General features: G+C 23.3%; 10 protein-coding genes. 8 read left to right on the plus strand and 2 right to left on the minus strand.

Annotated elements, in window-relative coordinates; translation table 4 throughout:
• The first annotated feature begins 74 nt into the window (after window positions 1–74).
• Window positions 75–911: a hypothetical protein gene (locus ACXX87_RS01705; RefSeq protein WP_458573150.1), complete on the plus strand. Its 837-nt coding sequence runs from the start codon at window positions 75–77 to the stop codon at window positions 909–911.
• Window positions 912–1,138: 227 nt separating this feature from the next.
• On the plus strand, window positions 1,139–5,065 hold the full coding sequence (locus ACXX87_RS01710) for an MGA_1079 family surface serine endopeptidase (protein ID WP_458573151.1): 3,927 nt from the start codon (window positions 1,139–1,141) through the stop codon (window positions 5,063–5,065).
• A 109-nt stretch (window positions 5,066–5,174) separates the two neighbouring features.
• Here the strand turns inward: ACXX87_RS01710 and ACXX87_RS01715 are convergent, their stop codons facing one another.
• Both ACXX87_RS01715 and ACXX87_RS01720 read right to left on the minus strand, forming a co-directional pair.
• On the minus strand, window positions 5,175–5,408 hold the full coding sequence (locus ACXX87_RS01715; RefSeq protein WP_458573152.1) for a hypothetical protein: 234 nt from the start codon (window positions 5,406–5,408) through the stop codon (window positions 5,175–5,177).
• Window positions 5,409–5,434: 26 nt separating this feature from the next.
• Window positions 5,435–6,367, minus strand: a complete 933-nt coding sequence (locus ACXX87_RS01720; protein WP_458573153.1) for a hypothetical protein — start codon at window positions 6,365–6,367, stop codon at window positions 5,435–5,437.
• A 37-nt stretch (window positions 6,368–6,404) separates the two neighbouring features.
• Between ACXX87_RS01720 and ACXX87_RS01725 the strand changes: the two genes are divergently transcribed.
• From ACXX87_RS01725 to ACXX87_RS01750, 6 genes are all read left to right on the plus strand, one after another.
• The gene (locus ACXX87_RS01725; RefSeq protein ID WP_458573154.1) at window positions 6,405–6,890 is read left to right on the plus strand and encodes a hypothetical protein; all 486 of its coding nucleotides are present in this window, start codon (window positions 6,405–6,407) and stop codon (window positions 6,888–6,890) included.
• A 17-nt stretch (window positions 6,891–6,907) separates the two neighbouring features.
• Window positions 6,908–7,117, plus strand: coding sequence for a R.Pab1 family restriction endonuclease (locus ACXX87_RS01730; protein WP_458573155.1), 210 nt, complete (start codon window positions 6,908–6,910; stop codon window positions 7,115–7,117).
• 107 nt (window positions 7,118–7,224) lie between these two features.
• On the plus strand, window positions 7,225–8,559 hold the full coding sequence (ffh, locus tag ACXX87_RS01735; protein WP_458560580.1) for a signal recognition particle protein: 1,335 nt from the start codon (window positions 7,225–7,227) through the stop codon (window positions 8,557–8,559).
• Between the two features lie 15 nt (window positions 8,560–8,574).
• Window positions 8,575–10,299 carry a Na/Pi cotransporter family protein gene (locus ACXX87_RS01740; protein WP_458573156.1) on the plus strand — a complete coding sequence of 575 codons (1,725 nt, stop codon included), beginning with the start codon at window positions 8,575–8,577 and terminating at the stop codon, window positions 10,297–10,299.
• Window positions 10,300–10,307: 8 nt separating this feature from the next.
• Complete coding sequence (locus tag ACXX87_RS01745) at window positions 10,308–11,615, plus strand: discoidin domain-containing protein (RefSeq protein WP_458573157.1); 1,308 nt, start codon at window positions 10,308–10,310, stop codon at window positions 11,613–11,615.
• Between the two features lie 7 nt (window positions 11,616–11,622).
• Window positions 11,623–16,602: an MGA_1079 family surface serine endopeptidase gene (locus ACXX87_RS01750; RefSeq protein WP_458573158.1), complete on the plus strand. Its 4,980-nt coding sequence runs from the start codon at window positions 11,623–11,625 to the stop codon at window positions 16,600–16,602.
• The last annotated feature ends 25 nt before the right edge of the window (window positions 16,603–16,627 follow it).

The raw sequence follows: 16,627 nt of genomic DNA on the forward strand, positions 1-16,627 counted from the left end.
TGTAAAATTATATATAAAAATATGTTTTTAACAACATTTTTTGCATTATAATATATTTAAAATTATTAAAATAAATGATTAAGAATAAGGTTTGTATGATGAAAATTAATAAAAAAACAATAATGGTATTTTCTGTTCCTATAATTGCTCTAACTTTAGGGATTACAACAACTTCCATTTTAATTACTAAAAAAATTAATAATGAAAAAATAAACAAACAAAATAATCAATTGAAATCATTTATTTATAATCAACCAAACAGTGAATTAGATTCACTATTAGAAAAATTTTATTTTAAATTTATCAATAATAATGATTTAAATTTATATCAAAAAGAAAAGTTATCTTTAAACTTGCAAAAATTCGTTTCAGAATATAATGCTTTTTTAAGCAAACCTTTGACATTATTAAACTCAAGGATAGAAAAAAAATATCCTGATTTATTAAAAAAATCAAATGAATTAATTGAATTTAAAAACAAAATTAAGAAAATTGTTTCAAACATTAATTTAAATAATTTCAATTTTAAAGATAACACAAGCCAATTAATAGAAAAGAATAAAGATATAGTTTATATAAATCAGCAAAATAAAAATCTAAATGATGAATTAAATATTTTTTCTACTAAAATAACCTCCACAAATTTTCATAATAATTTTATTTTAAAAATAGTAGATAAAAATTTTTTAAATGACATTATGGATGCAAATTTTGCTTATTCTAACTATTTTCAAAAAATAAAAAATTTAGATTTAGAGATAAAAGAAATTAAGGATACAATTTCTTTTTTAGATTTTTACTTTGAAAAATCTGATAGTAATTTAAAAAATGAAATAAATCAAATTACAAACAAATATAAAGAAAAAATACAGGAAAAAAGCGTCTTCTCTCTCTCTCTCTCTCGAATTTAACCCAAGTTAATAAATATATAAATATTATTTTAAATGACTTAAATTCTTTTATAAGTTTAAATAATCTTTTTAGTGATTATTTAATTTATAAAAAAGAAGAATTTTTAATAAAAATAAATAATAGTTCTTTTTTAAGCAAAGAGCAAAAAAAGACTTTTACTAGCAAATTAAAAGAAGTAAATACAATTATAAAAGAACAATATTTAGAAATTGAATTCAATAATGAATTGGAAAATTTTCAATTATCTAAATCTAACTTAATAACAGAAATAAATCAATCCATTATTAATGAAAAAAGCAAGTCTGAATTAATAAATAATGTAAAATCTCTAAAATCCAAAACTGAAATTCTTGATTTTAAAAATACTTTAGAAGAACTCTTTTCTAAAATAGAAAATTTAAAAATACTAATTTTAGAATTTGAAAATGGAATTTTAAATAACAATTTATCAGGACAAAAACAATTTAATTTTTTAAAAGAAAAAATAAAACTTGATTCATTTATTAAAAATAATGAATTATTAGATGTAGATATTTTTGATCTCACCAAATCAATAGATAAAGTAGATCAATTTATTTCAAAATTGAATGAAATAAAAAACGGAACTGATGCAACTAATGATGGATTGCAAACTATTTTTGATAGAGAAGCCACTGCAAATTTAAGTAATTTTCAATTAAATTCTAATACAGAAAAGTTTGATTTGAAACAATATTTATACTCTGGTTCTATTAATTTAAAAAATTCTAATTTATATTTTGGAACATTGGATACAGATTTTATCGATTACACAATTTCTGATTTACAACTAAAAGAAAATAATAGAAATATTCTTGTTGTAACAATAGATGCTGTTGCAAAAACTAACTCTAATTTGCACACAACAATAAGAAAAGAAATTGATTTTTCTACTAAAGATATTACACCTATTATAAATAATATATCTATTGCTAATTTAGATGAAATTTATGACATTAACTATTTTGAATTATCTAAAATTAAATTTAGAGAATTTCTTGAAAATGAAACATATAAAAAGTATTTAATAAAGAAAAAACAGGGTATTTCTAATTTCTTTAGTTATGATATATTACCTAATTTTAGTCTAGAAAATAACACAAATAAATTACAAGCAACAGTAAATATTTTATTTAATAAACAAGTTATAAAAATTTTTAATCTTGCTTCTTTAAAAGCAATAGAATTTGAAAACGAAAACATAGAAAAAGATGATGAAGTAAATAAAAATAAAATTTTACAACTTTTAAGTGGACCAGTTGGTGATTTATTAGAAGAATTCAAATTTAAAGATGATGTAAGAAAAACTCACACAGACTATTATTCAAAAGATGCAAAAATAGCAATTGAAAGTTCCTATATTTTACCAAAATACGGTAGATATGAAATTTATGTAGAAAATGTTGAAAGCTATAATAATATAAAACAAATTAGAGATACTGCTAAAGGAGGAGATGCAAATGTTTTCTTTTGATACAAAATAGATGGACAAAAAGCACCTTTACCTGAAAATAAATCACAATACATAAAAACAGTTGATTTCTTTAGACATTTTACTTATGAAGCAATAAAGCCAATCAATGGTAAACAATTTACAGCAGTTGATTTTAAAGGAAATTACAGTGAAATAGAAGAAAATTTCAAAACTGAAATTAATAAAATTAATGAAACTAATTTTCAACATAGAAAAGTTCAAGGAAAAGCTATTAAACAAGGGGAAGTTACCTTATATAGAGCATTTAATATAAAAGATTTTCTTTTCCAAAATCATCTAGAAAAAATTAATTATTTTTTCAAATTAGCAAATGCAACTGATGATTCTTCTTCAGTTGGACAAAGTTATGATAACGACTGATTTGTTCCTTTAGATGCTAAATTAATTACTAAAACCGGAATCACTAAAAGTGCTGCAAGTTTAAATGATTTATTATCTAAATATTTTTATTATTTCTATGATATAAAACAAATAAATAAGTGATCATTATCGTTTAAAATCGGTTTTATTAATATTTTAGATAATAACAAAAGATTTACAAATGAACAAGAATATGTGTTAGATAATGTTGTAAATGATTACCAGCAAGAACTTTACCCTGCAGTTATTTTAAATAAAATAACTTTATCAGATATCAATGTTAATAAAGAGCAATTAAAAGAACATGACGCAACTTATTATAGAAATAATTTAGATGAATTAAATAGAATTATTACTTTAAATTATCCTGATGATGAAATAGAATATAATAATTTTTCTTTACCTAAAAATCGCTTTAAAATTTCAGAAATTCAAAATGCAAATGATGATTTTGCATTTGTTAGATTTGCTTTTTATAGAAAAGATGATTCAGTTATTAAAAGTGATGTTTGATATAAAATTAATGGATTTAAAAAGATTTCCACCAATGAAGGAATTAATAAACTTACATTTGATAATAACAAATTAAATACAGTCTTTTATTCAGAAAATGAAATCGAAAGAGAAAGGGAACTTGAACCTTTTTGAAAAGACTTAATTTGAACTTTAGATTCTAAAACCAATGTTGCATCTTGAGTGCTAAAAAAACAGTACATTGAAAAAACTTTTCTTACATCAGGAATTAAAAACCGAAGTTTTAAATTAACTTTATTTGGAAATGTTTTATCAGTTGATAATGATAAAGATGATCGAATAAGAAATGAAACTAAGGTTCCTAAGTTTTATTTTGATTTTGAAGAGTTAGTAACAGGTAAACTAGTTACCAAAGAAGGTGTTGTTGGTGGTTATAAATTTCCAAAAGGGAACACTTGAATTCAAGTGCCTCCAGTTGAATATATTTTAAGTGCCAAATATGACGAAAATACGGGAATTTCCTTTACTTTAAAACTAAAAAACCCTGAATATAAGATTATTATTGATACAACTTATACCCAACTAAATGATGTTAATTTTTCTCCATCAAGAGCTTTTATTTTAATTTTTGCACCAGCAAAAATTGTAATGAAATATACAAATAGTGAGCAAAATGAACATTTTAGTGATTACAAAACTAATCAATATAATTATGAACATGTAAATTACGATTTACAACAACAACCAATCTTACACTATAATGATGAAAATGTTGATTCAGATTATAGTGTTTATAATCCAAATCAAAATGTGATTTATAAAATTCATGAAGGATATAAACCAGATAGAGAGTGAATTAGAAGTGAGTGACATAATTGAGAACTTGTAAATACAGTAAAATCAAGAGCAATTAAATATGTTCCCAATATTAACCAAACTCTTTGAAATGGTTCTGCAACAATAATAGCTAAAGTTAATGATGACATTAATGATCATAGATTTTATGTTTTAACTAATCACCATGTTGAAAAAGAAGTTGATAAACTTTCTAAAATTTCAGGAGAAAACTTGCCATATACACCAATAAGTCATAGAAATATTTTTATTGAAAGTGATAAATATAGAAATGATATAAATGATGGTTTTGGTTATCCTTCAACACGAAATGAAGTAGGTTTTGGTCAAATTCCTACCAAAATTTTATGGGTAGGAACAGGAGAAAGAAATCAAATTTCTAAAGATAGCAAACAAAAAGGAAATTATGATGCTGCTGTTTCAATTATTGATTGAGGAGATTATGTTAAAGAAGCAAAACGAGAAGGTAGAATGGGTATTGTTAAACATTTTCAAAATTTACAAACATTAGAAAATGTTAAATTGGATGTTGACTATAAAACAGCAGAAATTTTTGTACCAAATATAACAGATATGGCACATTTAGGTTTCCCTTATTGAGGTTCTAAAACTGGTTATATAAATCACCGCCCTGATTTAAGAAAAAATAGTGTAATTTTTGCACAGTCACCAAATTTTTCACCTTTATATTTTGGTTCAGGTAACTCTGGTTCCGGGATGTTTGTTGATAAAAATAGTTTAGTTGGTTTGTGAACATCAGGAAATGGCGGGGGAACTTCAGAAATTTTTAGATATGACACTGATGAATATAACTTTTTTGGAATTAATTGAAATAATGAAAATCCATTAAATTTAAAAAATACCGGTTCTTTTGGTGCTCAAATCATTAGAGCAAATGCTAAAAATCCAAATGATTTCTCATTACCTTGGTTTTGAAAAGAAATTAAATAGCAAATTAATTAATAGTTAATAATATATCAAACTTTATAAAAGGAAGACTTGTTTTGTTAAGTCTAATGACTTTTCTTAATATTTACAGTCTATTAAAAGAAAATAAATCTTACAAAGTTAAAGTAGATTTAAATATGTTATCTAATTTTTTAAAATTAATTTCTAAACTATTGATATTATAAAATTTTTTAATTTTATCTTCTAAATTATTATTTTGAACAAATTCTTTAAATGTTTGATTATTTAATAAACTTCAAGAAACTAACATTTTTTTTATTGAATCATTTTCAATCATTTCTGTATATAAAGGACTAAGATTAGAGTATAAAAATTTATTTTTCAAATTAGAATAATTATTTTTACAAAAATCTAATCAGCAGTATTTATATAAATTTCTATAGAAACTGCTATTGCATTGTTTATTTTTTTACTTAAAAAGGTTTTATTTCTAATTAATGAGTTTATGTCTCTTAATGTATAAAAATATAAAATGTCTTTTTCTTCGGTTTTAAAAGGATATTTATGTATTTTTGAATCAATTGTATTGAAATTATTTAAGATAAAAAAATCTTGATGATTAAAAATATTAAATTTGAATTTTAAGATATCTTCATAATTTGTTTCGATATTGTTTTGTCTTTTATATAAAGATAAAATTAAAGGAAATTCATTAGTTTTTCTATTTTTTAGTTGTTCAAATTCTTTGCTTGAAAAAATCATAGATTTTTCAAGTTTATAGTTTCGAAAAAAAGATTTTAATTTATTAAAATTTTGTTTTTTTATAAGAAAAGAAAGTGGGTGAATTACACAAATTAAATCTGCTTTAAGTTCATTATACATTTTTAAAAATGATAAACCTAAATCATTTGAAACAAGATTTTCATCCATTTCAAAAGAACCTTTTTTATTTTTTTGGTATTGACTTAAAGTGTCATTATATGGTGGATTCCCAATTATAAGAATTTTTTCATTCTCTTCTATTTTATATTTTCTTCTATTTACTTTTATAAGCGAATTTTCTTTATAAATGGAAATATTAGGGAAATTTTCTTTTATAAAATTAACACTGAATTCATCAATATCAGTTGCAATAAAATTGCTTTCTAAATCTAGAAAGTCATTAATGAAAGAACCATAACCTACACCTAAATCCAAAATGTGGTCAAATGGATTATTTTTAATTTCATCCATAACCCATTTTTTAGCTATTTGAACTATTTTTTTAGGACTATAATAACTTCCGAGTTGAATTTTTTGTTTTTCAACTAAGTGTATATTTTTTTCAAGATTAATTTGCTTCATTACTTTATTTTATCACATTATGTAATATAATTTAATTATGAAAATTAAAAATAATAGTGGAATTTTAGAATTATTTTTTTCTTCCAAAAATAAAGGAAAATTTCGTTGAAAAATCAAAGAAAGTGAAATAGATTTTCCTAAAACATTTGTTACAACAAAAGAATTTTTTCAAGATAATTGTTTTCTTGAGTGACAAATTAGTTATGATAAAGATGCTGAACAAAACAAAAAATTTGAATTTGTTAATTATAAAAATAAAAAGAAAAATCTTTTTGAATTATCATGAATATTAAAAGAATTAATAGAAAATAAAATGATTAGTACAATCGATATTAACAAATTAATTGAAAAAATAAAAAAATATAACTTTTATTTTGAAGAAAAGAACATTCAATATCAAAAATCCGAAGAAATATTAATTGAAGAAATAAATTTTAGTCAAAAAAATATAGTTTTACCTACTTTTTTACATTCTTTTGATAATGGAATTAATATTGAAATATCAATTCAAAAACAACAATAGCATCCGGTTTCCAACCAATGGTTTATTTAAATATTCCTATTTCATTATTTAGCAATTCTATGTTATTACTTGGTCAAACTTCTAAACATTTAACAGAATTAAAACTAATTTTAAATAAAGAAATAGTTACAGTTTTCATGACTGTAGTAAAAATATTTGCTTTATGCTCAACAAAACATAAAACAGATATTTTGAATATTTTGTCATTCTTAAAAGAAAACATTTAATTTTGAAAATATGAATTTTTGATTAAAAAAACAAATAAAAAATAAAATTTTAAAATATTTTATCAATATTACTAAAAACGGTATTAATTATTATATAATTAAGCAATATGTTAGATTTTTTAGGGAAAAGATTACAAAAAGCTATGCAAAAAGCTAGCTCAAAAACAATTTTAAAAGAAGAAGATTTATTAGAAATTACAAGAGAAATTAAATTAGCACTTTTAGAAGCTGACGTTAACTTGCTTGTTGTAAAAGATTTTATTAAAGAAGTTAAAGAAAAAGCAATTGGTTCTGAAATAATTGGTAAATTAAATCCAGGACAACAAATGATTAAAATTGTTAATGATGAATTAACTAAAATCCTTGGTGGAAAAACAAAAGAAATAAAATTAGATCAAACAAGAACAATCATAATGATGACTGGGTTACAAGGATCTGGTAAAACTACTTCTACAGCAAAATTAGTTAGTTATTTTTTAAGAAAAAAAATGATTAAAAAACCACTAATGATTGCTGCAGATATTTATCGTCCTGCTGCTATAGAACAATTAAAAGTTCTTGGTAAACAATTGAATGTTGATGTTTATTTTGAAAATGATACTAATGTTCAAAATATAGTAAAAAACGGAATTCAGAAAGCTAAGGATGAATATTATGATTTTATAGTTATAGATACAGCTGGACGTTTATCTATTGATGAAAATTTAATGAACGAACTTGTTGATGTTAAAGAAATAGCAAAACCAAATGAAATATTTTTTGTTGCAGATGCCTTATCTGGACAAGATATTATTAATGTTGCCCAAACATTTAATGATTATTTAAAATTAACAGGTTCCATTATAACTAAATTAGACTCAGATGCTAGAGGTGGTGCTGCATTTTCATTAACAAAATTATTAAACTTACCTATTGTTTTTATAGGAACAGGTGAAAAAACTAATAATTTTGATTTATTCCATCCTGATAGAATGGCAGATAGAATTTTAGGAATGGGAGATGTTTTATCTTTAATTGAAAAAGCAGAAGAAGTTATTGATAAAGAAAAAGCAGAAAAATTAGGTAAAAGAATGCTTGCTGGTAATTTCAATTTAGATGATTTACTAAATTCATTACATCAAATGAAAAAAATGGGAAAATTTTCTAAATTAATAAAATTAATACCAGGTTTACCTAAAAATATTGATCTTTCTCAAGTTGAAGGAGTTGATGAAAAAATTAAATTATATGAAATTATCATTTCTTCAATGACTATGGAAGAAAGGAAGAATCCTAAACTATTAAAAATGCCATCAAGAAAAAATAGAATTTTAAAAGGTTGTGGCAAGAGTGTTCAAGATTATAACAAACTTTTAACTGAATTTGAAATGCTTTCAAAAAGAATGAAAGAAATGTCAAAAAATGGAATGGGAGGACTAGGAAATATATTTAATAAATTTTAATTAATTTCCTAATATATGATTTTTGAAACAACTACTTTAGCAATTATATTTGCATTAGCCAGTTTGTCTTTGTTTATTTTTGCGACTAAAAAACTATCAACTACATTAAAAAATATTGGAGACAGTAAATTCAAAAAAATAATTAAAGTTATTTCCAAAAATAATTTTATCGCACTTATGGTAGGCGTACTTATTACCACTTTAATTCAGTCTTCGGATGGTGCGATTGCTCTAATTATGGGGTTATTAGCTGCTAAATTTATCGGATTAAGAGTTGCAATTGCTTTTCTTTTAGGAGCAAATATCGGTACTGCTACTACTTCACTGATTGTTTCATTTCAATCGAGTTTTCAATTTACTGAATACTTTGTTCTTTTTATGTTTCTTGGAGTTTTTGGTTCCCTTTTAACAAAAAAAGAAAAAGCTGTAAATATCTTTTTAATTTTAGTTTCGATAGGAATGGTATTCTTTTCTTTAAAAATAATGTCAGGTGCAGCAAAACAAATAGTAAAGGAAGATTTCTTTAAAGAAACTTTAAGAATTGCAGGAATTAATCCTTGATTATCTTTTCTATTTTCCTTTGTTTTAACTGGTTTATTGCAATCATCAAGCGCAACAGTTACTTTATATCAAGTTGTTTTCAATGAATCAAATTCCTTATTACAACTGCCTTCCGCAATTGCTCTTGTTTTTGGTGCTAATTTAGGTACAACAATAACAGGATTGATTGTTTCATTTACATCAAAAAATAATAATTCTAAAAAAATAGCATTAATTTGAGGATTCACTAACTTCACAATTTCCTTAATTTTATTACCATTTTTATCGCCTTTTACCTTTTATTCAGATTTTATTCAGTTAATTGTTCCAAATCAAAAAGCTCTTCAATTATCAATTGCACATTTACTTTTTAATTTCATTTTAGTTTCTATATTTTTCTGATTAATAAAATATTTAGAAAAGTTAGTAAATTTTCTTATCAAAGAGAAAAGGGTTGGAGCCGAATTTGATATTTATCTTCCAGAAGAATTAATAGGACAAAATGCTTCTTTAGCTTTAAAAGCTGCGAAAAATGCTTTATTTTCACAAGCTAAAATTTCAGAAGCAGGAATTGAATTGTTAAATAAATATATTGAAACTGGTGATACAAAATTACTTAGAAGATATTCTGAACTTGAAGAAGTAATTGATAACACTAGAACTTTAATTTACAATTATTTAGTTCAAATAAGTTCTAATAATTTAACTAAAAATGAAGCCAAAACACATTTATCTTTAATTTTATCTTCCCGTTCTATTGATAAAATTATGGGTTTAGGTCGAAGTGTAATTATTGAATTAAATAGAATTTATGACTCGAAAAACGAACTTTTCTTTGACATAGAACCAGAAATTGTTGCAGAAATTAAAGAACTTGTTTCTTTAGTGCTTGTTTTAATTAAAAATGCCGCTTCTCAACTTGAAGAACAAACAAAAGAGCGTAGTGAATTTATCGACAAAATGTCTAATAATTTAAATATTTTAACTTTAGAATTTGCAAAATCCAATGTTGAAAGATTAAAAACAGAAGAAGGCAGAAAACAATTAGAAAAAGACTTTGATTATAGCGTTTTACTCAGAACAATAGAAAGAATGGCACATCACTGCCAAAGAATTAGTCACTACATTAAAAATTCAAGATTTAAAATGAAAAGAATTTCCGAACAAGAACGAACCAATTTTATAGATTTAAATAACTAGGAATATTTATGAATAAAAAATACAAAAAAATCTTTTTTCCTTTATTATTAGCAACTTTATCAACATCTTTGATTGTTGTTTCATGTAATTCTAACAATAACAATGACAATATAAATTCAGAACAATTTCCACCTAAAAATCCTAATCCAAATTTTAAAGAAGGAATTTACACAAAAGTAAATTCAGATATTTTTAAAATAAAAGAAACAGTAAATGATGTTAGTAGAGAAACTAATTTTATTGTTCAAGAACCAATTCTTTATTTTAATAAAGGAAAAGTTATTACTAAACAAGATTTGCCAAAAACTGTTTTAATTATAAATAATACAGATTTTAGTTTTGAAAAAGAAGTTGTTTGAGACACTGATTTTGAAGAAAAAATACTCATTGATTACTCCACAACAATTCAGGGGCACATTAAGGATTATCCATCTTTAACTACTCAATTAACAATTTATACAAGAACTCAAGTAGATGGAGATGAATACGTAAGAAGTGTTTTACCTGCTATTGATGAATTAAGTGCCAGAAAAGAAATTGATTATGACAAATCAACAAAAATTTCTAATCAAGCAAATTATGATTTTTGAAAAATTCTTGATAGCGATCAAGGAATAGAGTCTAGATGAGATAATAGAGATATCCACAATAGACATACTTCCATTTCAGACAGAACAATAGTTTTTAAATGAGATGAAAGAAAATCTATTTCTCAAATTAGAATCAATTGATTTAAAAATGGTTGGGGAGGAAGCACATTGCCAGAAACATTTTATTTTTTTTATTCTAATGATGGGGAAAATTGAACAGAAGTTACAAATTTAGACAAAAACAAAGGAAATCAATTTGATATAACTCCAGCAAACCCACTTTATGGAACTAACGTGTCTAATCAAACCATTTTTAATTTTGATCCTATTAATACAAGATGATTTAAATTTTCATGAGATTCAGCTAAAACAGCAAATGGAGGTGATTCAATGATAGGGATTACAGATTTTCAATTTTGAGTAAAAAATAGTTTAAAAATTTTAACTCAAAATTCTAACTTTAGTTTTTTAAAATCTCTTTTAATAAATAATAAACCTATCGAAAATTTTAATTCTTTTAAAACTAGTTATGATATCGAATTACCCAATTTAGAACAATCAAATATTTCAGTTCCTAATCAAGAAAATTTAAGAATTCAAATTAAGGAAGTTTTATCTGAAGTCAACATTAAAAACAATACAAAAATTAAATCTGTATTTAAAATTTTAGTTATAGATGAAAACAATAATATAACAATATATAAATTAAATTTATCTAAAAAATAAGGCAAATATGAAAAATAATAAAAAAAAGAAAGCAGCAATTTTCTGAATAAGCGCTTCTCTTATTGGTTCAAGTATTATAATAGGAACTGCAACATCACTTATTTTATATAATAACAACAATATTGAAGCTAAAGATTATAATAGAAAATATAATGAACAAAATCTAAATTTAAAAACTTTTATTCTTAAACAATCCAATTATAAAATAGATGAACCATTAAGAAATTTTTATAGTTGATTTTTACATACAAAAGAAAGAGATTTAACTAAAAGAGAAGAGCAAATTAATGAACTTAAATCTTTTGTTAATGAGTATAATAAATTCGCCCAAATGCCTTTTGAAGAGTTAAATCATCTTTTTTCTGTCAAAAAAGAAATATTATTTAATAAAAACAACAAAATTATTAATTTTAAGGATGAAATCTTTAAAGAAATTTTAAAAAGTAAGTTTGAAAATTTTAATTTTAAAGAAAAAACTAATGAACTAAAAAGTATAATTCAAAATTTACCTATAATTGATGATGAAAATAAAAAACTAAATAGTGAAATTACTAATTTTGCTACAAAAATAAATGATACAAATTTCAACAATTCTTCCATTTATAGATTTAACAATAAGAATTTTAAATTTGAATTTAATAAGGAAAATTTTGATTATCAAGAATACTATAATAAGTTAGAAAAAGTTGATAAAAATATTAAAGAACTATTGGATAATTTCTCTTTTTATAAAGAAAATTGATCTTTAAGAATCGAAGATTGATCCACTTTTTCAAGCACTGTTGAACAAGGACTTTCTGAAGAGAAAATCTTGTCTTTTAAAACAATAGATGAATTGCAAAATTACATTGATTATTTATCATTGAATTTTAAAAATTATATAAAATCAAAAAATTTAAATGAGTCATATTTACATCATAAGAAAAGCAAATTTACAGAAGAAATAAAAGAATTTGCTTTTTTAACAGATGATCAAAAACAATTTTTTATCAACAGAAATAATGAAATTCAAACTCTTGAAGATTATGAAAAATTATTAGATAAAATCAATTCTCTAAAAAATGATTTTGATATTTCAAAAGAGAAATTAATCGAATATTTAAATGATTCCAAAATTGAAAATAATTTTAAAAAAGAGTTAATTCAAAATGTAAAATTAATAAAAACTAAGCAAGAAATAGATAATTTTAAAAATACTTTAGAACAACTTTTTTCTAAAATAGAAAATTTAAAAACACTAATTTTAGAATTTGAAAATGGAATTTTAAATAACAATCTATCAGGACAAAAACAATTTAATTTTTTAAAAGAAAAAATAAAACTTGATTCATTTATTAAAAATAATGAATTATTAGATGTAGATATTTTTGATCTCACCAAATCAATAGATAAAGTAGATCAATTTATTTCAAAATTAAATGAAATAAAAAACACAACTGATGCAACTAATGATGGATTGCAAACTATTTTTGATAGAGAAGCCACTGCAAATTTAAGTAATTTTCAATTAAATTCTAATACAGAAAAGTTTGATTTGAAACAATATTTATATTCTGGTTCTATTAATTTAAAAAATGCAAATTTATATTTTGGAGCATTGGATACAGATTTTATCGATTACACAATTTCTGATTTACAACTAAAAGAAAATAATAGAAATATTCTTGTTGTAACAATAGATGCTGTTGCAAAAACTAACTCTAATTTGCACACAACAATAAGAAAAGAAATTGATTTTTCTACCAAAGATATTACACCTATTATAAATAATATATCTATTGCTAATTTAGATGAAATTTATGACATTAACTATTTTGAATTATCTAAAATTAAATTTAGAGAATTTCTTGAAAATGAAACATATAAAAAGTATTTAATAAAGAAAAAACAGGGTATTTCTAATTTCTTTAGTTATGATATATTACCTAATTTTAGTATAGAAAATAACACAAATAAATTACAAGCAACAGTGAATATTTTATTTAATAAACAAGTTATAAAAATTTTTAATCTTACTTCTTTAAAAGCAATAGAATTTGAAAATGAAAACATAGAAAAAGATGATGAAGTAAATAAAAATAAAATTTTACAACTTTTAAGTGGACCAGTTGGTGATTTATTAGAAGAATTCAAATTTAAAGATGGTGTAAGAAAAACTCACACAGACTACTATTCAAAAGATGCAAAAATAGCAATTGAAAGCTCCTATATTTTACCAAAATACGGTAGATATGAAATTTATGTAGAAAATGTTGAAAGTTATAATAATATAAAACAAATTAGAGATACTGCTAAAGGAGGAGATGCAAATGTTTTCTTTTGATACAAAATAGATGGACAAAAAGCACCTTTACCTGAAAATAAATCAAGATACATAAAAACAGTTGATTTCTTTAGACATTTTACTTATGAAGCAATAAAACCAATCAATGGTAAACAATTTACAGCAGCCGATTTTAAAGGAAATTACAGTGAAATAGAAGAAAATTTCAAAACAGAAATCAATAAAATTAATGAAACTAATTTTCAACATAGAAAAGTTCAAGGAAAAGCAGTTAGACAAGGAGATGTTACCTTGTATAGAGCATTTAATATAAAAGATTTTCTTTTCCAAAATCATCTAGAAAAAATGAATTACTTTTTCAAATTAGCAAATGCAACTGATGATTCTGCTTTAGTTGGACAAAGTTATGATAATGACTGATTTGTACCTTTAGATGCTAAATTAATTACTAAAAGTGGAATTGTTAAAAGTACTGCAAACTTAAATGATTTATTAACTAAATACTTTTATTATTTTTATGATATAAAACAAATAAATAAGTGATCATTATCATTTAAAATTGGATTTATTAATATTTTAGATAATACCAAAAGATTTACTAATGAACAGGAATATGTGTTAGATAATGTTGTAAATGATTATCAACAGGAACTTTATCCTGCAGTTATTTTAAACAAAATAACTTTATCAGATATCAACGTTAATAAAGAGCAATTAAAAGAACATGATGTAACTTATTATAGAAATAATTTGGATGAATTAAATAGAATTGTTACTTTAAACTATCCTGGCGATGAAATAGAATATAATAATTTTTCTTTACCTAAAAATCGCTTTAAAATTTCAGAAATTCAAAATGCAAATGATGATTTCGCATTTGTTAGATTTGCCTTTTATAAAAAAGATGATTCAGTTATTAACAGTGATGTTTGATACAAAATTAGCGGATTTAAAAAGATTATCACTAATGAAGGAACTAATAAACTTACATTTGATAATAACAAACTAAATACAGTCTTTTATTCAGAAAATGAAGTTGAAAGAGAAAGAGAATTAGAACCTTTTTGAAAAGATTTAATTTGAACTTTAGATCCTAAAACCAACGTTGCATCTTGAGTACTAAAAAAACAGTATATTGAAAAAACTTTTCTTGCATCAGGAGCAAAAAACAGAAGTTTTAAATTAACTTTATTTGGAAATGTTTTATCAGTTGATAATGACAAAGATGATAGAGTAAGAAATGAATCTAAAGTTCCTAAGTTTGATTTTGATTTTGAAGAGTTAGTAATAGGTAAATTAGTTATTAAAGAAGGTGTTGTTGGTGGTTATAAATTTCCAAAAGGAAGAACTTGAATTCAAGTGCCACCAGTGGAATATATTTTAAGTGCTCAGTATGACGAAAATACAGGAATTTCCTTTACTTTAAAACTAAAAAATCCTGAATACAAAATTATTATTGATACAACTTATACACAACCAAATGATGTTAACTTTTCTCCTTCAAGAGCTTTTATTTTAAATTTTGCACCAGCAAAAATAGTAATGAAATATACAAATAGCAATCAAAAGGAACATTTTAGCGATTACAAAACTAATCAATATAATTATGAACATGTAAATTATGATTTACAGCAACAACCAATTTTACATTATAATGATGAAAATATTGATTCAGATTACAGTGTTTATAATCCAAATCAAAATGTAATTTATAAAATTCATGAAGGATATAAACCAGATAAAGAATGAATTAGACACGAATGATATGATTGAAAACTTGTGAATACTGTAAAATCAAGAGTTGTAAAGTATGCTGCAGATATTGCAGGTAAATATTATTTTGCTTCTGGTTCAATTATAGGAAAAGTTAATAATGATCCAAATGATGCTAGATTTTATGTGTTAACAAATCAACACGTAGATAGAGAAGTAGGTAGTTTAAGTCAAATTACAGGTGATAACCTTCCTTATCAACCTAAAATAAATAGAACTTTCTTAATTGCAAGTGATAAATACAAAAATGATATTAATCCAGGATATAGATATAATGCCACCGAAAATGATGTTGGATTTAGTAAAGTTCCATCCAAAATTATATGAGTTGGTGGATGAGATAAAAGTCAAATAGGTAAAAATGGTACATCTAAAGCCGCATATGATGCAGCAGTAACTATTATTGATTTAAAAGCACTTTTAAAACAAACAAAAAGAGATGGAAGAATGGGACTTGCGAAACATTTAGAAAATCTTTTTAAAATTCCTGATTTAAAATTTGATGCAAATTATAAACAAAGTGAAATGTTTGTTCCTACAATTAGAGATACAGCTCATTTAGGTTTTCCTGTTTGAGGAACTAAAACAGGATATGTAAATCATAGACCGACAATAGGTAGAGATAATGTTAGATTTACACAAACACCTAATTTTGCACCTTTATATTTTGGAACAGGGAATTCTGGTTCTGGAATATTCACAGACGACAATAGTTTTATAGCACTTTGAACATCTGGTTCTGGTGGAGCATGATCTGATGGGTTCCGTTATGATACAACAGATTTTAATTATTTTGGTATTAACTGAAATAACGAAAATCCATTAAGCTTAAAGAACACAGGTTCTTTTGGTGCTCAAATAGCAAGAGCAAATGCTAAAGATCCTAATTCTTTTGCACTCCCTTGATTCTGAAAAGAAATAAAAGAATAAATGCAATGAAGAAAAACTTCATTGC

Source organism: Mycoplasma sp. 613B (assembly GCF_054343485.1).